This window comes from Nostoc sp. KVJ3, from assembly GCF_026127265.1.
GTDB lineage: Bacteria > Cyanobacteriota > Cyanobacteriia > Cyanobacteriales > Nostocaceae > Nostoc.
The window spans coordinates 2,937,621-2,957,817 of record NZ_WWFG01000001.1 but is presented as its reverse complement, the minus strand read 5'-3'; the positions used below and the strand labels follow the sequence as shown (position 1 = coordinate 2,957,817).

The window sequence follows — 20,197 nt, the reverse complement described above, 5'->3', positions numbered from 1 at the left end:
CTAATCTGGGGCGCTTCCCATTGATTAATCACAAGGGGAAACTTTTCAGTTAACGTCATCAAGTTGGCCTTTGTATCTTCCATTTATTCAAGTTAGCTGTGCCCTTGAAATATGCTCTAGTTCATGAGTGGCTGACACCCAAAGCCACCGGTGGTTCCGAACTCGTTGTCCGAGAAATTTTGAATCACATTGATGCTGATTTGTATGCTCTGATTGATTTTGAATCCAGCAATAGAGAAAGTTATTTATATAAGCGTCAAATTGGCAAGACGTTTCTCCAGAACTTTCCCTACGCTCGCAACGGTATACAAAAATACTTGCCTTTGTGGCCTTTGGCAATTGAACAACTTGATTTGCGGCATTATGACGTAATTCTGTCTTCATCTCACGCTGTTGCCAAAGGAATCTTGACCACTCCCGAACAGATGCATATTTGCTACTGTCACAGCCCTATGCGCTATGCCTGGGACTTGACCTTTGATTATCTGCGCTACAGCAAACTGGGTAGTGGCTTACCTGGGTGGGTGACGCGATATTTATTACATCGTTTGCGCCAGTGGGATGTATTGAGTGCCAATCGCGTTGATTACTTCATTGCTAACTCACAACATACAGCTAGGCGGATTTGGCGTTGCTATCGGCGAGAAGCAACAGTCATTTACCCACCAGTCAATATTGGAGAATTTCCATTTTTGTCTAAGAAAGAGGATTTCTACCTGACAGTTTCCAGATTAGTGAGTTACAAGCAAATCGAGTTGATTGTCAAGGCTTTTAATCAACTAAAACGACCATTAGTAGTCATTGGTACAGGAGATGAAATGAACAAGATTCGCGAGATGGCAAACTCTAATATCCAAATACTGGGATGGCAACCCGATAATGTGGTAAAAAAATATATGTCTAGGGCTAAGGCGTTTGTGTATGCAGCTTGTGAAGATTTTGGGATTGCCCTAGTGGAAGCACAAGCCTGTGGCACGCCAGTGATTGCTTATGGTGCAGGGGGTGCTTTAGAAACAGTGCGAGATATCCGCTCTTGTGTGGATACAGGGACAGGCATATTTTTCAAGACGCAAACAGAGGCGGCTTTAGTGGAGGCAGTAGAAAAGTTTGAAGTGTATGAAGGTTCGTTCAGTTCCGAGTATATGCGATCGCACGCCGCGCAGTTTTCACCGCAAATCTTTGCAGATCGTTATCTAAATTTTGTAAACAAATGCAACGAAAAAGACCGTTTTCGGAATGATGGTCTTGGTTAACGTCTTATTTTTTTAGGCTTTTGGCAATTTTCCCCCAGAAGCACATCATTTTGGCTTTAATATTGGGACTATGTGTGGTGTGGATTATTAAGGAGTATGATGACTGCCCAGAGCTCACTCCTCTCCGGCAAGCGAGGCGTACGGCAAGACACTAGAGCGTCTACGCGTACTTTCTTAAAACGCGGTCAAAAAACAAAGACGCCGAAAGTTAAGCCCAAAGGTTTATCTTTTCAGGGTTTAAACGGAGAGTTTGCCAAACGACTGTTCGATATAGTGTTTTCGCTGTCGGTATTAATTTTGTTCTTTCCCGTCTACTTAATTTTGACCTTGCTGATTGCCTTTAGCTCAGAAGGCCCAATTTTTTATGTCCAGGAACGGGTAGGGAAAAATTACAAAGCGTTTAATTGTATTAAATTCCGAACAATGGTAAGCAATGCGGACGAAATCCTCATGCAAATGATGGAAACATCGCCCGAATTACGACAAGAATTTGAGAGCAGTTTTAAGCTGAAACAAGACCCCCGGATTACCAAAATTGGTCGATTTTTGCGAATTACTAGCTTAGACGAATTTCCCCAGTTCTGGAACGTTTTAAAAGGGGATATGAGTGTAGTCGGCCCCCGACCCTTGGTAGCAGAAGAACTGCCAAAATACGGTTGTCACATTGATGAGATTTTAACAATCCGTCCAGGAATTACTGGTTTGTGGCAGGTATCAGGGCGTAATGATATTCCCTATCCTCGGCGAGTTCAAATAGACCTGCATTATGTCAAATTTAGGAATTTCTGGCTTGATTTATGGATCATCTTGAAAACTGTTGATGTGGTTATTCTGCCCAAAAATAACGGGGCATACTGAGTAAATACTTAGGGGCGATTCTGTGGGGCAGTTAATGCCCCTGAAAGTCTAATTTCTAATATCTATTTTATTCAGTCTTCACAAAACCAGACGGATATGAAATTTTGACAAAAAACAACATATACAAAAAGAATCTTGATATATCTAGTAAAAGAGAAGTATAGATACTTAAACAATCTTGGTCTATCAAGGTTGATTACGTGTTAAATTGCTTTTTATTAAGTATATTTATTTACGGGAAAAAGCCTCACAACAACAATAACTCGTAGGTTTCCCATTAGGCAATTTAGCAATTAGCTGCTAGGTTGTATCAAATTGCCTGTAACTTTTTAATCAAAGACACTAAGGGATAATTGAGCATGACGCAACAGAAGCGAGCGTTAATTACTGGTATTACTGGTCAAGACGGTTCCTATCTAAGTGAGTTTTTGCTGGAACAGGGTTATGAGGTTCATGGTATCATTCGCCGGACTTCTACCTTCAACACAGACCGCATCGATCACATTTACGAAGACCCCCACAAAGACGGAGTGCGGTTGTTTCTTCACTATGGTGACTTGACAGATGGTACGACATTGCGACGCATTTTAGAAGAAGTCAAACCAGTAGAGATTTATAATCTCGGCGCTCAATCCCATGTCAGAGTAAGCTTTGATTCACCAGAATATACGGTGGATGCTGTAGGAATGGGGACACTGCGTCTATTGGAAGCAATTCGAGATTATCAACACCGAACTGGAATTCAGGTGCGATTTTACCAAGCGGGTTCTTCAGAAATGTACGGTTTAGTACAAGCAATACCCCAAAGTGAGACAACGCCCTTTTATCCCCGCAGTCCCTATGCCTGTGCGAAAGTTTACGCCCACTGGCAAACTGTAAATTATCGAGAGTCTTATGATTTGTTTGCTTGTAACGGTATACTTTTTAACCACGAGTCACCACGACGGGGCGAAACCTTTGTAACCCGCAAAATTACTAGAGCCGTGGCTGGTATCGTTGCTGGTAAGCAGAAAAAGATTTACATGGGTAATCTAGATTCCAAACGAGATTGGGGTTATGCGAAGGATTACGTAAAAGCGATGTGGCTGATGTTGCAGAAAGAACAGCCAGAGGATTACGTAATTGCTACTGGTGAAACCCACTCGGTGCGGGAGTTTTTGGAACTGGCATTTAGTTATGTAAATCTTAATTGGCAAGATTACGTAGAGTTTGATGAGCGTTACCTGCGTCCATCTGAGGTAGATTTATTGATTGGTGATGCTACCAAAGCACGGCAGCAGTTGGGCTGGACACCATCAGTAACCTTTGAACAATTAGTTTCCTTAATGGTAGAAGCAGACTTACAAGCATTGGGTCACACTTCGCCCAATGGAAATGGTTCGCAATTTCCATTGGATATTGCTACTGTTCGTCAAGAACTGGGCGCTTTGCACTTCTGATTCCGTAGCACAGAGGATAAAAATATGACCGCCTTAGAACTAAAAAATCAACGAATTCTCGTCACTGGTGGGTCGGGGTTTCTAGGTCGTCAGGTGATAGATCAACTGTGTAAAGCAGGGGCCGATCGTGAGAAGATTACAATAGTGCGATCGCGCGACTGCGATTTGCGTGTTTGGGAAAATAGCCAACGCGCAGTTGACCAGCAAGACATAATTATCCACTTAGCAGCACATGTGGGTGGCATCGGTTTAAACCGCGAAAAACCCGCAGAGTTGTTCTACGATAACTTGATCATGGGTACGCACCTAATTCACGCTGCCTATCAAGCTGGAGTAGAAAAATTTGTTTGTGTTGGCACAATCTGCGCCTATCCTAAATTTACCCCAGTGCCATTTAAAGAAGACGATCTTTGGAATGGCTACCCAGAAGAAACCAACGCTCCCTACGGAATTGCTAAAAAAGCGCTTTTAGTTCAATTGCAATCTTACCGCCAGCAGTACGGTTTTAATGGAATTTACCTACTGCCAGTTAATTTATATGGCCCAGAAGATAACTTTGACCCTGGAAGTTCCCACGTTATTCCAGCGTTAATTCGCAAAGTTCATGAAGCCCAAATTAAGGGAGAAAAGGAACTCCTAGTTTGGGGTGATGGCAGTCCCACCCGCGAGTTTTTGTATTCAGAAGATGCAGCGCGGGGGATTGTGATGGGAACTCAATTCTATAATGAATCGGAACCAGTTAACTTGGGAACGGGTTACGAAATCTCCATCCTTGATTTAATAACTCTAATTTGCCAATTGATGGAGTTTAAGGGTGAAATTGTTTGGCAAACTGACAAGCCTAATGGTCAACCCCGCCGTTGTTTGGATACCGAACGGGCGAATCTTGCCTTTAATTTCACTGCTCAGGTGGGCTTTGAGGAAGGGTTAAAGAATACCATTGAGTGGTATCGTCAAAACGCTGTATAACGATGTATTAGTTAATGTAGGGTGTAATAAGCTGGGCAATGCCCAGCTTATTTGTTTGACGCTATAAATTTTCATGGACAAAGTTAATAAAACAGAACTACGCCGAATTCTACTTAAAACACGCCAATCAATGACCGTTGGAGAATGGAGAGAAAAAAGCGATCGCTTATGCTCTCATTTACAAAACTCTACTTTATTCATCGAAGCAAAAACAATACTTGCTTATTTCAGCTTTCGCCAAGAACCTGACCTCAGTCCACTATTTGCAAACACCAAATACCGTTGGGGATTTCCTCGCTGCGTTGATAAATCCTTATATTGGCATATTTGGACACTTGGCGATTCTGTCCAAAGTGGCGCTTATGGCATTACTGAACCACATTCTGACACTCCCCTATTAGATGCTGCTGAAGTAGATTTGATTCTCGTCCCCAGTGTAGCTTGCGACTACCAAGGATATCGCCTTGGTTATGGCGGCGGATATTACGATCGCTTGCTCAGTTTACCGCAGTGGCAGAGAAAACCGACTATCGGGATTGTCTTTGATTTCGCCTATTTGTCCCAGATACCTATTGAATCTTGGGATAAACCACTACAAGCTGTTTCTACGGAAACCGGATTGACTAGGAAAGGCTAAGGATTCAGGATGATGAAGACACATCATCAAATATTTATGACTAACCCAACATCATCTAGCACTGAGCAGGAAGCAATAATTGACGAGATTATTGCAAATAGTCTCCAAGCCCAACAAAAAACAGGCCCAGACCTCCGCCAAATTCATAGCAAAAGTCATGGACTCCTGGGAGGAGAGTTTATTATTGAACCGAATCTTCCTGAAGACTTGAGAGTAGGTTTGTTTAAAACGCCCCAAACTTATCCTGCATGGATTCGTTTCTCTAGCGGTGGTTCGCCTAAAAAACGTGGTGAATTCACCTCCGATAGCCAGCCGGATGTTCGCGGTATCGCCATCAAGGTGATGAATGTGGACGGGCAAAAAGTTCTGGATGATGAAGAAAAAACTCAAGACTTTATACTCAACAATTATCCGATTTTCTTGGCCAAAGACGTTCGTGATTACGCCGATATATCCAGAGCCGGAAGTGGACAACTTAGCCCAGAGCGGTTGCAGGAACTTGGTTATGCCTTTGCAATCTTACAAAAGATTGGCAGTAAGAAAGTAGGAAATCCACTTTTAATTCAATATTGGAGTATGGCTCCATTTAAGTTTGGGAATCGCATTGTAAAATTATCTGTCAAATCTCAACAGCCGGAACAACCACCCGAAACACTTCCCGAATCAGAAAATTATCTCCGGGAAGCAATAGTCAAATATTTGACTGAAGAAGGTAAAGAAGCATCTTTTGACTTCTTCATTCAGTTTTATGTAGATGATGAAAAAACGCCGATTGAAGACCATGTTATAGAATGGCAAGAAGCAGATTCACCGTTTATTAAAGTTGCGACTGTCCGCATTTTCAGTCAGAAATTTGACTTTGAAGAACGCAAACGTTTAGATGAAGGTTTGCTTTTTTCTCCTTGGCATACACTGTTAGATCATGAGCCTGTTGGAAGTGTGAATCTCTCTCGCAAGAGGCTTTATAGCGAACTTGCAAAGTATAGACGAGAGCAAATTGCCCAACGCTTGCGAGAACCACAACCTTATGTAGCAGTTGAAGATTAGCCACTGTAAATTAGCTTCAAACTGCGAGATAAATCTTTTACATCTGTGTGTGCAGCATCTCAGTTTCTAGCAATTATATCTGATTATTGAAATTTGAAAGCCCCAGATTCCTGACTTCTTAGAGAAGTCAGGAATCTTGTTTTTAACAAATGATTTTAGGACTGCTGTAGATTGTTTTTATGTGGATAATAGCTCAAAAAATCTGATAAATGTTTAATTTCTGCAACACAATGCCTTTTGTCAATTGGAGACAAACTATGAATGAAGATAGTGAACTAACTGAAAAGCTGAATAATATGTTGATTGAATCCGCAGATAAAGAATCTGTTATTAAGTTCTTGAGATTGAGTAATTATTCAAAAGCTGAATCAATTGGAATTTTAAAAAAGGCTTTGAGTATTTCTTATTGTGAGGCACAAGATATCATTCACAATAGTCAAACATGGAGTGATGTAAAAGAATTTGATGCAAAACTAATGAACGACTTCTTTGATGTACTGGAAGAATTAGGGAGTTCGGAAAGTGAAGAAACTTAATTATACTCATGCCTGAATAAATTCCATAACAAAATTAGGTGAATTGCTTTAACCAGATTTTTGATGATAGGTTAAGATAAAATTAATCAAATCATCAAGTAAACCTATGTCTGACTCAGTTCAGTATGTCACTAACGCACGGGGAGATAAAGTTGGAGTACTGTTAGATTTAGAAACTTACCAACAGCTAACTAACTTATCTATAGATTCTGAATTATTGATTGGTTTAAGTCAAGATGAGTTGCAAGCTTTAGCAGAAAGCTCTTGATTTCCCAAATCCCAAATACAATTACAGGAGTTACTAATTAAAAATTCTGAAAATAACTTGTCAGATGAAGAAGCTCAAATTCTAGACAGATTATTGATGCAAGTTGACCAATTAAATATTATTAAAACTAGAGCTAGATATACATTAAAAATGAATCGTCTGCAATTAACCCGTGTGCGGAAAATGTGGGTGATAATGGGCGAACATCCACCAAATATTTGAGCAAGTACAAAAGATGGAAAGTAAGCAAGTTGTAGTCTTATAAAGAAAACTGTCATAAATATTTACAATCAAATGCTGAATTGGAAAAAGTCACGATCGCAAAATCTGCTAATGTATCTGCTATTGGGAGCGATCGCACTGGTGATGCTCTTTCCTTTACTGTGGCTAGTTAGCACAGCCTTAAAATCGCCTACGGAAAATATCTTACAGTCGCCGCCACAGTTATTACCTAGTCAACCGACGCTAGATAATTTTGTTAGTGTATGGAACTCTCTACCCTTTGGGCAATACCTGTATAACAGTACTTTGGTGTCAGTGCTAACGGTTGGCTTAAATCTACTGTTTTGCGCTTTAGCTGCCTATCCCTTGGCAAGATTGTCATTTGTAGGGCGAGACTGGATTTTTGTAGCGATTGTCTCGACGATTATGATTCCCTTCCAAATCGTGATGATTCCCCTTTATATTTTGACAGTCCAGTTGGGTTTGACAAATAGTTATTTAGGGATGATTTTTCCGAGTTTAGCTTCTGCTTTTGGCATTTTTCTCTTGCGCCAAGCTTTCATGAGTGTCCCGAAAGAGATAGAAGAAGCCGCTCGAATGGATGGTAGTTCGGAGTTGGGATTATGGTGGCATATAATGTTACCAGCAATTCGCCCAGCATTGGTAACTTTAGCTATTTTTGTATTCATTGGTGCTTGGAGTGACTTTTTGTGGCCTTTAATTGTCATCCAAGACGAAAATTTATATACTCTTCCTTTAGGAGTCGCCAAGCTAGCAGGGACATTTTCTCTTGACTGGAGGTTGGTAGCCGCGGGTTCTCTAATTGCGATCGCTCCAGTATTATTACTATTTTTATTTTTACAACGTTACATTGTCCCCACGGAAACTGGTAGTGGTGTCAAGGGTTAAAAATCTCTCTCCCAATGCCCAATTCAATAAGCACCAGTTTTTTTCAATACTACCCAGATAGTTTTAATAATCAGACTCAGATCGTAACTTACAGACCACTTGCGTTGATAATCTATATCCATTTTGACAATAGTTTCAAAGTCTGTAATGCTTGAACGACCATTAGCTTGCCATTCTCCGGTAATGCCTGGCTTGACTCGTAATCTCTCCCAGTGGTGTGGATCGTAATTGTTGACTTCATCAGGAGTTGGTGGACGAGTACCAACTAAACTCATGTCTCCTATCAGAACATTCCAAAATTGGGGAAATTCGTCTAGACTGGTACGCCGCAAAAACTTACCCACAGGAGTAATGCGAGGATCGTCAACAGATTTAAAGATGTGACCTTTAGCTTGGTTTTTAACTAAATGCTTGAGTTTATCGGCATCAACGATCATCGAACGGAATTTCCAGATGCGGAAAGTTTTTCCGTTCAAACCACAGCGAATTTGCGAATAAAATATTGGACTTGGCTCATGAATAAAGGTAGCGATCGCTACGGGAATGGCTACCATAAATGTAATTATCAGCCCGACAATAGCTCCAACAATGTCAATTAATCGTTTTCTCACGCTTAAGGTTGACGGGTGTGGCTGTTGCGAACAATTAACTGAATAAAGATAAAGATTATTCACAAGGGCTAACTTATTTTATAATAGGAATTTTTGCATTAGTAGTGTAGACATGGAGATGATTTATAGACGATTTTTACTCCTCTTGTCTTTACCACCGAGTGTTAATATACACAAAATTCAAACAATATAAAAACCGAAAACCCAAAGTTTACAGAATCTTCCAATTAAAGTGATATATTGTAAAATTACAGTATTTTCCTCCATTAAATAAAAAGATATTACTACAGAACATATCCCAAAAATTACAGTACTTAACTATCAGTGGTACTTTGCAAAATTCAAAATGCATTATTTGTGGAACTGCACAAAATCAAGTTTGTTTAGACTTGGGGCAGCCTCAGATGTAATCGGTATAAGCATTTTGAATTTTGAACAGTATCCTTACTTCTAGCGTCATGTACTAGTCTCAATGAGGAACCTCTAAGGTGAAATTCACCGTATATGGTTCCTCCAATGATTGCTGGTTACTAGCCTTGATTGCATCTAAATAGCGACGTAAAGATAAGAGTTGTTGAGAATTGGGACGATAAGTGAGACTGCCTTGTTTTTCAAAAAGTGGTGCTGTAGCGATCGCTTGATAGTCAGGATTTTCTTGCGAACTCTGGGTTAGCCAAGTCGAATCTGTAACTGAAGGTATCAAACCCGAAGGCAGTTCACCTTCTAAAAAAGCTAGCAAGCGTTGCTGACAAGTACGAGTATTGATCCCGCGACCCTCAAATAGCTGGATAACTTCACCGAAAGATAAAGGACGATCTGGTAGCAGCCGCAGCAATTCGGTAAATAGGAAATAATCAGTGTATTGTTGCCTGGGTATATCTAATATCTGGGGATGCAAAGGCAGCATCGCCAAACCATAAGCTACCCGACTGCAATTAGGAGAACCATTTTCGCCGAGATATAAATCTTGAATAATCTTGGCACTGGGGAGTTTTTGCTTTAACCAACGGTTCACTGTCCCAATACAAGCCACCCCACCAGTCAGGATAGCTTGATTAATGGATTCTGTGGGAATACCACGAGCTACCAATAATTTGTTGAGTTCTCGGTTCAGGCGGCGCACAAAGGGGATAAATACCTGGCTTTCTAAGTCTCGTCGCTGCAAAATCCACTGCTGATCGGCTAATTCCAGGGTAAAAGATTCTTGGTGTTGCAAAATCAGTTTCAGGGCTAGTGCCGCATCTAATACGGCCTGTCCTAGCAGAGAACTTTCTAGACGCTGCTGGAGGCGAATCCGCGTGGTAATATCTGGTTCTCCAACTCTGGGTAGTTCTAATTCTTCCAAACCTAAACTCTGCCAACGCATTTGGTCTAAACCGGGAATTGAAGGTTGCCATTGCCAAGGATTACTGCTGGTAGTTTTGGGATCGCTTGGTGTTTCTAGGCGTGATTGCCGAGATTTCGGTGGTAATAACAGATGGCAAATAATATCTTGTTCAATTCCCTTGCCAGCATAAGCAAAACTGTGGAGCATGAAATCATTGTATGTCAGTTGCAGTGAGCTTTCTGGGACATCGACCAGCAACATTTCTGTGGCAGTTGTCCCAATGTTAATTACCAGGGTGTTGCCAACAATGGGATGTTCGCTGGTTTTTGCCGGATGAGAACCTTGATGCTTGCTTAATTTTACTTGTTCACCGTTAGCAGCATCGAGTTCTGGGAGTAAACTAGCGATCGCTTCTTCCACAAAAAAGACTTGCTGTGGATGTTGGATAAGTTTGCTAGTAAGTAAAGCTTCCCGCACGTTAAAGCGGTATTGTTCCGACCAGCTAGATGGGCAGGTGCAAATCACACCAGCAATATTATTGATAATCTGCGGGAAATCTGCTTCGCCAATCCCAAGGGCAGCAGCCATTAAACTAGGGGTAGTACTTGTTTTTTCCGATTTGAGAGTTAATAGTAGCTTCGAGAGCGATCGCACAACCCAAATTAAAGGCCCTGCCGAAAATTCATTTAATTGCAAAACAGGTTCCCATTTTTGCCGTTCACTCTTGTAAGGAATGGCTACTTGTAAATAGGGTTTCAACTGCGCCGAGTAGAGATTATTTGTTGTCGAATCTGCTGTTGATTTAGGTGTTGTAGGAGTAGGCGAGTGGTCAGGTGCTTGATCTTGGGCAACAGCCGCAGGTGGTGTTTGCTCGTGGACTTCTATACTTTGATTGTCACTATGAGGGATGGAAGCTGTAGGTAGATAAACCTCTGTTGGTAAACGAAATGATTGCTGAAAAGAACTTGTTTCCTGCGGATTTTCTGCTGACCAGTAGATAGGATGTACAACAGAAGTTGAGCGATTTAATAATGCAGCAGAAATTCCTGTTGTACCTAAATCAATTCCCAAATACCAGACTGATTCTATAGTATTTAGTGAGACTTCTTGATTGTTGATGGAGTTGGAACTTGAAGATGAAGAACTGTCTTGAACAGTAGTTATAACTTCCTTTTGTTCTTCAGTTTCTACCTGGGGAATTGCCAAACTAGATAAAGCCACAGTTGAGGTATTTTCTATTTGCAGCTCAGGGTGAGTTGTGGGGATTGTGTCTTGAGTTTGGTCGATTAGTTCCGAGAAAATATCCAAGTTGGTAGCTGGCTCCGACTCAGAATTTAGCTGCCGATCAAAATTAGCTAAATCCCGGTCTAATTGTTGTAACTGTTCTTCATCCAGAGAAATATCAGGTACGATTGGTGTCTGGTTTGACTCAACCGAAAGTAAATTTTCTTGGGGCGAAGCAGCAATATAGTTATCTAATTGTTGTAACTGTTCTTCATCCAAGGAAATATCAGGTACGATTGGTGTCTGATTTGACTCAACCAAAAGTAAATTTTCTTGGGGCGAAGCAGAAATATAGTTATCTAAAGAAGTTTCTGACCGATCCTCATTGATTAATATTTCTGGTGTGTCGATACCTTTGGTAGGCTTTGCCAAGGCAACTTTTGTTATTTCTGGAGTAACTGGTGCATTATCCATAAAGGATGATACCTCCAGCACTGGCTGCTCACTACCGACATCAGACAATAGGTCAGTTAGGGTATTAATTGTATCAACACTAGCTGGCTGAGTATCGAGTTGCGTAGGGGAACTTTCTGTTTGTGGTGTAGAAAAGCTTAGAGGCGAATCTACGTCAGTATCCTCTTCAAAAAATAGTTCTTCCTGTGCCTCTGAGAATGAATCTGTGGTTTCTCCTAAAGTCTCTTGGGCTGAAATACCTGTATCTGGTGTAACAACAGCAGAATCTACGCTGGGAGGGATCGATGGACTCTCAGCGATGTTCAATGTTGATTGGGAGGTAGAGAAGTCATTTGCGGGAATATCAAGACTGAGATTATTAACATCACCAGTACCAAACAAACTAGCGTAAAGTTGGTCTACTTCATCACCAATTAATGCAGAAATATCTTGCGGTAATTCCGTTGGGTTTTCAGAAGATGGAGACGAGTCTAAGCCAAGCTGCAACAGCACTGTATCTAGATCCTCTGTGAGGACTGTATCTGCTTGCTCAGAATTAATTGTGAGTGGAGATAAAGTTTCTGGCGCGATTTTCTCCAAGGGTTGAGGCGCAACTTCAGCTGCGATCGCAGCTGAATCGGCTAACAATGGTGATGTATCAGATTCTGCAACTGAGAAAGATGGCAGCGAACTAGGGGATTGTTCCTGCAAATGCTGGGTCAAATTGTTGAGAAAGCTAGCCATCAACTGTTCGCCTTGCATTCCCTTGCTGTGCATTCTTGCCATTGCTTGGGACAGAGATTCGTAATAAGTATTAATATTGCGCTGTAGTGCCTCAAAGACTACATTCACAGTGCCATCTAGTGATAATAGGCGTTGATCTAACTCCCTAGCTAGCTGGGTTAACTGCTCTACACGATCTGCTGATTCTAATAAAGGTTGAGTTGCAGAGGTGACTGATTCGGAGTTCCCATGATTAATGACTCCTGATGAACTGGGGGAATTTGCTGAATTTGGTGCGACCAATGGCGTTAAAGTTGGCACAAGGCGACTCATGAGTACCTGTAAAAACTCGGTAATCATTTGGTCTTGGTTTGTCAACTGCTGCGCCAAGGAGTAGTTTTGCAAACGCTTTTGTTCTAGCTGCCGAATTTCCTGTACAAGAGTAGCCCGCTCTTGCAAAAGTAACTCTAATTCCGATCGCAATGGCTGTATCAAGCTTGAAAATTCACTTTTTAATTGTCCGGCGGTAATAGTACTCTCTTCCTGATAGGGTTCAAGGGGCGGTAGTGGATATTGGTTATAACCTCGATCGATAAATTTTGTTAATAAAGGCGATCGCGGTTCTTCGGAAGACTGATTTGAGATACCGCTCTCTAAAGCTTCTTTTTCTTTTAGCCTGACCAAGAAGTTGCGAATTCGCTCTAAAACTTCTTTCGGTTCCTGCGCCTGACCAGGCAGAAATCTAGACAAGCGCTTGCCACCATTGGCAAGTAAGTTGTCAATGTCTGCGATCAGCTTTTGAATTTCATCTGCACTGGAAGTCACTTTTATCACCTTATCTAAAAACGTATGTCAACTAATGTGACAATTACTTTACAATCACCAAAGTTCTGAGCGGCAAAAGCCGCTGCTTGGACTTGTGACTGTCATTATGTTATGGATTACTGGGAGTCGTGGCAATCTTCAGTCAGCGTTTGGTTAACAAAAGAGGTAGTTTAAGAGAGAGGAATGCTGCCCCCTGTTTCCTACCACGACCAGAGTGAGCAGAAATTTAAGTCTCGCACCAAAATCTCCGATTTTGTAGCTTGCAATTAACTGATTATTGTAAAGACGGCGATTTATCGCGTCTCTTGCTTTAACCAAACAGTATTGTCCTGCCTACTGCCTTATTTACGAGTTTTGCAGCTTATACCAGTTCTTTATGAAGATGCACATAATAAGTCCCCTTTCACAAGGGGGGACGACGTAGCCGGGGGGTAAATATATGCAGCTTCACAAAGAAACGGTATTATTGGTTGTCTATTTTTGAAAATCGGTAAAATACCTGAGCAATAATTTACTCCCTTTAGTATCATTGATGTTGTTTGCCTATATTTTTAACTAATCAAGTTTGCAGTGCAGCTAGCCCTTAAGAAATACAACCGCCGGCTATAAACTACTTTTTGCAAAACTTTTACCCCGTTTTTACTTATAGGTAAAGATTGTTCCGAAAAACGTTCTTGTCGCTTTCCTATGTAGCATAGTTTAGTTTTCTCCTTGAAAGAGAGCTGTGCAATGATAGCTTAGGCTGAAAATGGCGTTCTTGTTTGTTGTGTGTATATAGCAGCTTGAATAAAGATGTGGTAATGGAAGACCGATATAGCTTGCAAGCACAGGCTAATCCGTGGATGATCGCCTCGGCTCCCTTTTTTCAAGGGTTGCCAGAACCTGCTGTGGAATCAGCCCTCATCCATCTTGTCACCCGTACTCACCCAGCCAATCAGGTAATTCTGTTGGAAAATGACTGGGGTGGTTCTGTGTATTTTATTCTGGACGGATGGGTAAAAATTCGTACCTACAATCTGGAAGGAAAAGAGGTAACACTGAATATTCTTGGCAAAGGGGAATTGTTTGGTGAAATGGCGGCGCTAGATGAAGTCCCTCGTTCCACAGATGTGATTACCTTGGCTCCGACGGTAATTGGCAGTATGCCTGCTCAGGATTTTGTCAAGTTACTTCAAATAGAACCCTTAGCAGGAGTTCGATTAGCGCAACTAATGGCACGACGTTTGCGGCAAGTAAATCGCCGATTGCGGTTGCGAGAATCTGATAGCCAGTCACGGGTGGCAGATACATTGCTATTTTTGGCAGAAGGACAGGGAAAAAAAGGTCAAACAGGAACTGAAATCCCTAATTTACCTCATCGGGAATTGAGTAGTTTGAGCGGACTGGCACGGGAAACTGTGACACGAGTATTGACAAGGCTAGAAAAAAAAGGCTTGATTAAACGGGATCAAGACACTATTTGTATTCCCGACTTGTCAGCCTTAGAAAGAATGATTGTTTAAGAACTTGTCAAATATGAATATTTTAGATTCTCTGCCAGATGAGCCGGAGGAAGATCCATCCCCGAAATCTTCAACTTCCCACAATCATTGGTTAGACAAAGAACAACAGTTAATGCCTCCTCAACTCAAGGCTGATGCGCCGTTGAGGATGGTAGAAACAGCATTTTTAGCCAGTACTGCTAGCTTAATTTGGTTTATTAATTTCTACTTTCCCTTGGGCCCAGTTTTGCGGATATTTTTTCCGGTGCCGATCGCTTTAGTTTATCTCCGTTGGGGCAAGCGTGCGGCCTGGATGGCAGCACTCACCTCTGGGTTGCTGCTGACGGTACTGATGGGGCCAGCCCGCAGTTTGCTATTTGTCATGCCCTACGGGTTCATGGGCGTACTTTTGGGAGCAGCGTGGTATCGTCGCCGGGTTCCCTGGATTGTTTCTATCACCTTGGGTACGCTGTTGGGTACTTTGGGGGTCTTTTTTCGGTTGTGGTTGCTGTCTGTTTTGTCGGGTGAAGACCTGTGGATTTATGTGATTACCCAAGTGACAGAGGTCATTGAGTGGGTATTTTTGGAGTTGAGTTTATTGACGAGTCCCAGCGTGTTTTTGATTCAAGTGGGAGCGATCGCTCTAATTGTACTCAACAACTTTATCTACCTTTTTGTCGTACACCTTGCAGCGTGGTTTCTTTTTGATCGTCTGGGCAACCCCATTCCCCGCCCACCACGCTGGGTACAAGTTCTCATGGATTATGAAGGATAGTGAGGAGTTGTGAGTTAAAAGTTATAAATTAAACTTCTAACTCCTAACTCCTAACTTTCCAAATGATTCGTATTTATACCCAAAAAGAACAAGGTGAAGAATGGCTGCGACGGTATCATGGTCTTCTACCCATATTTGCTTGTATTTTAGGATTTACTGAAACTGGTTTAATTCCAGGGATTTCAGCAGCCGGTCGCACTCCAGAGGATCGGAAATATACCGCTTGTGCCGATGCCGAGTTTTTGTATTACGGCCCAGAACATAAAGCCCAATATCCCTTACCACCATTAGCGGCTGGGGCTTCACCTGTGCTGATTTCTCGCGCTGTCTTTGAGTCACTAAAGATACCAGTTCATTTGTTTAATGCTGGTTTGCCCCAGCCTCCTGCTGTACCAGTAATTGATTTGGGTGGCGCTCCTGCTAAGTGTTTAAGTGGAGGTGCTGCTATGGAAATCACAACTGTACACCACCTATTTGAACAAGGGCTACTTTGGGGAGAACGCCTTGCTAGCAATATCCAAGACGGATATGTGATTCTCGGTGAGTGTGTCGTCGGAGGTACTACAACTGCCCTGGCAATTTTAACTGGTTTGGGTATAGATGCTGCCGGCAAAGTTAATAGTAGCCACCCTGTTTGTAATCACGCGCAAAAGTGGGCGCTGGTACAAGCTGGGCTGGAGAAGATGAGGGGGAGCAGGGGGCAGGGAGCAGGGGAGAAAATTTTACTTTGTCCTCCTCATCCCCCTCATCTTCCTCAGTGAACCCCTTGCAACTCGTCGCCGCCGTGGGCGATCCGATGCAGGTAGTAGTAGCTGGGATGGCGATCGCAGCTAGTCGTAGTTGTGGTGTAATGTTGGCTGGTGGAACGCAAATGCTGGCAGTTTATGCGTTGATCGGTGCGATCGCTCAAACTTACGCCTTATCATGGCAACCAGAAGCGGTAGTTGTTGGTACAACCCGTTGGGTAGCCGAAGATCCTACTGGGGCTACAGTTGACTTAGCCCTCAACTTAGGAAAAAATAGCTCAACTAATAGAACCCCTCCTCTGTTAGCGACTGATCTGAGCTTTGCTGATTCTCGTTATCCCCAACTAAGAGCTTATGAACAGGGCTTTGTCAAAGAAGGTATGGGCGCTGGAGCCGCTTGCATAGCCGCCCATCTTAGCCAAGATTGGCAACAACACCAACTTTTAGCAGCCATTGAAGCCCAACTTGAACGCCTAAGTATAGCATTTCATTAATTAGTTCTTGCACCGACTCCGAAGTTATAAGCAGAAGTTTCCTGTAAAAATACTCTTATCTGCGTTGAAAAAGGCTACAATTTTACGCAAAGTTGTACTTCTACCAATTTCTAAGTCAGGGTGTGTTTTATTCACGTAGCGGTAATACCCTGTGGGAAACCGCTCCCCATGCAATACGGTTCTGTTAGATTTTATTAACGGTAATTTTAGGTGTATGGAGACGCGAAATTGTGTTGGGCTGTACTTAGTCCCGCTACGCGCTTTCGTCCCACTACTGGCTTTCGCGTCTCTACATGGATAGCGGATACATTCAAAATCTTATTCGAACCGTATTGGCTTTGCCTCTACATGAATTGCCCCTATATGTTGATCTCAGGAAGCCAGAAACTCCTGACTTCTCTGTATGTTTGTGCGTAAAAGCGACTTCCTCGCAATTTAAACTATGCAACTTTGTTTACTTTCTTGTTTTTTAGGAGAATCATCTGATGAAATTAGTTAAAGAGCTTGGTATTGTTACCGCTAGCGCTGTGATAACTATGACTGGTATGGGTACATCTTCTACAGCACAAGCTGTACAACTATTTGATTTTGAGTACTCTTTCCCTAGTTATGAAGCAAATAGTGCGCCGATTTCCGCTAGCGGCACTCTTACTACCACCGATTTAGATCCCGTAAAAAATAATTACACAATCACAGGAATAACTGGGACAAGGAAAGTCCAAGGAATTACCGAGACAATCATCGGGCTACTCTCACCAGGGACATACGGACTCAATGATAATCTTTTAAATGCAAGTACCCCGCTATTAACCCAGAACGGTTTTTCTTACCTGGTTTCTGGAAATGGGGAAGACGGTAATGGGGATGTTAACGTATTTTATAGTAGTTTCGATGAAGGTTATTCAGAGCTTTCAAGCAATGTAGATTATGGCAGCTTTAGTGTCACACCACGTTCTGTTCCCGAACCCTACACAGCATCTGGCTCATTGCTTGCTCTTGGTTTTTGCTGGTGGACAAAGCGAAAACAAGCAGTAGCTTCCCAAAAGAATCACAAAGAGTTTTAACCTTAAGTAGTTATGCAAAATTAAATATACATTTGTCATTGCGAATGGAGCAAAGCGGAATGAAGCATAAGTCCTTCGGACACGCTTCGCGAACGCAAGGTCTTGGGATTGCTTCGCTAGATTTCATTCCGTACCCTACGGGAAGGCTCCGCCTACGCAATGACATAAATATTTTTGCATACGCACTTAACTGAACTGTACTATGGGGCAAGGGAATTCTAAATAAAAATATCCAACTATTTATTGTGAAGCGGTTTTTCCGGCGCATAATAAATAGTTGGATAATTTATTTCTTGGAAATCTCTAATATTCAGATATCAACCCTAGCTATTATTAAAAAGTTCCAGGATTGTCATCAAGTGCTAGCAAGAAATTAATTAAGTCTGCTTGCTGATTGGAATTAAACCCAGCCTGTCTATCTACGTAGAAGTCATGACCAGTACCATCAAGGTTACTACGTACTAAAGCAGGGTTCGCTTTGTTAGCTTTCACAACTGAGGCACGAAGATCGCGATCGACTAAGGCACGCAAGCTGCTAGTGGCATCGGCAGGTATTCCTTGGCTTAGAGTGCCAGAAAGCCCTAAGCCACTCTTGTCAACAACCGTGAAACCACCATTTGAGTCAACTTTCAGACTTCCGGTGCGGACTGCTACACCACCATCGTGCAAATATGGTGCGCTTACATAAAGACCACGTAAGGTAGTAGTTTTGTAAGCACCTTTTGGCAATATACCTTTAGGTAGAGTTGTAGGAGTATCGGAGATACCTTGTGTTGGGACATCCAGCACTTCGGCGTTAGCAGGTATGGGAACGGGAGTGTTGAAAGTGTATAATTTGGGTGCCACTAACGACTTATTTAGCCCCAAGCGAGATTGGGCACGGGCTGGATTAGTATGAATTTCATCAAGTGGATGAACTTTATTGTCAGTGAAGAAGGGTGGAATATGGCAAGTTGCACAATTGGCCTTTTCAAATATTTTTGCGCCACGTTTAACAGAATAGCTGTTCAACGCTTGCCAGTTTTCTGAAGTCTGGTTAGCAGGTGGTACTAAGCTATTTTGAAAAGCAGACATGGCATTGTTAGCAAATAGGAAAGTACCACTAGCAATATCACTGGGGTTTCCAGTATTTGGGCTAAAAACTAAACCATTGTAAGTAAATAAACTGGGGCGGAGATTTGGGTAAGTTCCTGTGCCAGGGGCAGGAACTTGGTCTTCTAATTCTGCTTGTATGGGATTCGGCGCAATTACCCCCCGCAGCCATTCAGAGGGTTTTACTATCACTTTTTCTGGTAGACGTAGGCTGGGAACGGCAGCATTTTGCAGTAATATACCAATATAAACTTCTGGATCAATACCAAGAGTCACTGCACTGATTTGAGCGGCTGCAAACAGATTGACTTCTGAAGAGTGAACACTGTTGGTAAGAACGCTGAGTCCAGCAAATGGGCCAACAGCAGCTTCTCCTGATGCTGCATAAGGAAAATTTTTAAAGGTGAAGAGACTGGGAATTTTAGTGCTGTCTCTAATGCCATCTGGTGAACTCTCAAAATGACCGAAAGGTACATCTAACACTGCATCATCGAAGGCTTTTTCTAATTTCTCAGGATCGGGTAGTTCTACCTTATGACCTTTACTATCAATAATAGTCTTACCATTGCCTTTGTATTGTGGGTCTAAGGGGTTGAAGTTTAACCGCGCAAACCCTGCGGATGTATTTGGTGCTAAGGCAATCAACAAAGGAATTGCTAATTCACCATTAGATACTCCTGGAATGACTTTACTATCCTTGGAAAGCGTTGCATGGCAAAGCGCACAGGTAATGTCATAGCGAGGTGTAAATCCTAGTGGAACACTCTGTCCCTTTGGAATTTTTAAACCTGTATTAATGACAGTCCCTTTAAGAAAAGTTTGACTACCTATGGTTAAATTGTTCTGGAGAGTAATTTTTAGGTTTGCCGTTGGTTGACCTTGCAAACTAGCGATCGCTACACCTAATTCATTCGATATCTTACTCAAGCCCAGTCCAAAACCGAATACTTCTTGGAAACCAAATGTATCGCCAATCTTACGATTGAAGAATATATTTTCACCTTGAGCGATTAATTCCTGGGTGATTTTAACTGCGCCTACCCGTTGATAAGAAATGGGGTTATTGGGATCGAGTCCCTTATTTATAACCACTCCTGCGGCTTCTTGAGGGCTAAGTAGTTTGCCAAAATAGTCGTAATAGCCTAGCGGTTGAGTCGGAGCAGGTTGCAAAAGGTCAACCTTAGCGAAAGCTGTTTGGCTTGTCATCAACCAATTTGATAACAAGATACCAAAAACACTAATGA

15 protein-coding genes and 2 pseudogenes are annotated in these 20,197 nt (G+C 42.1%); 14 read left to right on the top strand and 3 right to left on the bottom strand.

Annotated features, from left to right (window positions below):
- Nucleotides 1-98 precede the first annotated feature (98 nt).
- The 10 genes and pseudogenes from GTQ43_RS11555 to GTQ43_RS11510 all read left to right on the top strand — a co-directional run bounded on the left by GTQ43_RS11555 (nucleotide 99) and on the right by GTQ43_RS11510 (nucleotide 8,138).
- Nucleotides 99-1,253 carry a glycosyltransferase gene (locus GTQ43_RS11555; RefSeq protein ID WP_265272745.1) on the top strand — a complete coding sequence of 385 codons (1,155 nt, stop codon included), beginning with the start codon at nucleotides 99-101 and terminating at the stop codon, nucleotides 1,251-1,253.
- 99 nt (nucleotides 1,254-1,352) lie between these two features.
- Complete coding sequence (locus GTQ43_RS11550; RefSeq protein ID WP_094342755.1) at nucleotides 1,353-2,111, top strand: sugar transferase; 759 nt, start codon at nucleotides 1,353-1,355, stop codon at nucleotides 2,109-2,111.
- Between the two features lie 359 nt (nucleotides 2,112-2,470).
- Nucleotides 2,471-3,550 (top strand): GDP-mannose 4,6-dehydratase, encoded by a 1,080-nt coding sequence (gmd, locus tag GTQ43_RS11545; RefSeq protein WP_265272744.1) that lies wholly within the window; start codon nucleotides 2,471-2,473, stop codon nucleotides 3,548-3,550.
- Between the two features lie 24 nt (nucleotides 3,551-3,574).
- On the top strand, nucleotides 3,575-4,519 hold the full coding sequence (locus GTQ43_RS11540) for a GDP-L-fucose synthase family protein (RefSeq protein WP_265272743.1): 945 nt from the start codon (nucleotides 3,575-3,577) through the stop codon (nucleotides 4,517-4,519).
- A 73-nt stretch (nucleotides 4,520-4,592) separates the two neighbouring features.
- The gene (locus GTQ43_RS11535; protein ID WP_265272742.1) at nucleotides 4,593-5,156 is read left to right on the top strand and encodes a 5-formyltetrahydrofolate cyclo-ligase; all 564 of its coding nucleotides are present in this window, start codon (nucleotides 4,593-4,595) and stop codon (nucleotides 5,154-5,156) included.
- A gap of 36 nt (nucleotides 5,157-5,192) precedes the next feature.
- A complete protein-coding gene (locus GTQ43_RS11530; protein ID WP_265272741.1) occupies nucleotides 5,193-6,203 on the top strand; it encodes a catalase family protein in 1,011 nt (336 codons plus the stop codon).
- Nucleotides 6,204-6,460: 257 nt separating this feature from the next.
- Nucleotides 6,461-6,739 (top strand): hypothetical protein, encoded by a 279-nt coding sequence (locus GTQ43_RS11525; RefSeq protein WP_265272740.1) that lies wholly within the window; start codon nucleotides 6,461-6,463, stop codon nucleotides 6,737-6,739.
- A 106-nt stretch (nucleotides 6,740-6,845) separates the two neighbouring features.
- The gene (locus tag GTQ43_RS11520) at nucleotides 6,846-7,007 is read left to right on the top strand and encodes a hypothetical protein (protein WP_265272739.1); all 162 of its coding nucleotides are present in this window, start codon (nucleotides 6,846-6,848) and stop codon (nucleotides 7,005-7,007) included.
- 144 nt (nucleotides 7,008-7,151) lie between these two features.
- A pseudogene (locus tag GTQ43_RS11515) lies at nucleotides 7,152-7,229 on the top strand (HNH endonuclease); the annotation flags it as partial.
- A gap of 72 nt (nucleotides 7,230-7,301) precedes the next feature.
- The gene (locus GTQ43_RS11510; protein WP_265272738.1) at nucleotides 7,302-8,138 is read left to right on the top strand and encodes a carbohydrate ABC transporter permease; all 837 of its coding nucleotides are present in this window, start codon (nucleotides 7,302-7,304) and stop codon (nucleotides 8,136-8,138) included.
- A gap of 23 nt (nucleotides 8,139-8,161) precedes the next feature.
- Here the strand turns inward: GTQ43_RS11510 and GTQ43_RS11505 are convergent, their stop codons facing one another.
- Nucleotides 8,162-8,812 carry a sugar transferase gene (locus tag GTQ43_RS11505; RefSeq protein ID WP_265272737.1) on the bottom strand — a complete coding sequence of 217 codons (651 nt, stop codon included), beginning with the start codon at nucleotides 8,810-8,812 and terminating at the stop codon, nucleotides 8,162-8,164.
- A 406-nt stretch (nucleotides 8,813-9,218) separates the two neighbouring features.
- Nucleotides 9,219-13,301, bottom strand: a complete 4,083-nt coding sequence (locus GTQ43_RS11500; RefSeq protein ID WP_265272736.1) for a hypothetical protein — start codon at nucleotides 13,299-13,301, stop codon at nucleotides 9,219-9,221.
- An 800-nt stretch (nucleotides 13,302-14,101) separates the two neighbouring features.
- On the opposite strand from GTQ43_RS11500, the gene GTQ43_RS11495 reads away from it, so the two are divergent.
- The 4 genes and pseudogenes from GTQ43_RS11495 (at nucleotide 14,102) to GTQ43_RS11480 (ending at nucleotide 17,861) form a co-directional block, all read left to right on the top strand.
- Nucleotides 14,102-14,803: a Crp/Fnr family transcriptional regulator gene (locus GTQ43_RS11495; protein WP_265272735.1), complete on the top strand. Its 702-nt coding sequence runs from the start codon at nucleotides 14,102-14,104 to the stop codon at nucleotides 14,801-14,803.
- A gap of 13 nt (nucleotides 14,804-14,816) precedes the next feature.
- Nucleotides 14,817-15,557, top strand: coding sequence for a DUF2232 domain-containing protein (locus GTQ43_RS11490; RefSeq protein WP_265272734.1), 741 nt, complete (start codon nucleotides 14,817-14,819; stop codon nucleotides 15,555-15,557).
- Nucleotides 15,558-15,619: 62 nt separating this feature from the next.
- A pseudogene (gene cobT, locus GTQ43_RS11485) lies at nucleotides 15,620-16,797 on the top strand (nicotinate mononucleotide-dependent phosphoribosyltransferase CobT).
- A gap of 485 nt (nucleotides 16,798-17,282) precedes the next feature.
- Nucleotides 17,283-17,861, top strand: coding sequence for a PEP-CTERM sorting domain-containing protein (locus GTQ43_RS11480; RefSeq protein WP_265272733.1), 579 nt, complete (start codon nucleotides 17,283-17,285; stop codon nucleotides 17,859-17,861).
- A gap of 333 nt (nucleotides 17,862-18,194) precedes the next feature.
- On the opposite strand, the gene GTQ43_RS11475 is transcribed toward GTQ43_RS11480, so the two are convergent.
- Nucleotides 18,195-20,159, bottom strand: coding sequence for a di-heme oxidoredictase family protein (locus tag GTQ43_RS11475; protein WP_265272732.1), 1,965 nt, complete (start codon nucleotides 20,157-20,159; stop codon nucleotides 18,195-18,197).
- Nucleotides 20,160-20,197 lie beyond the last annotated feature (38 nt).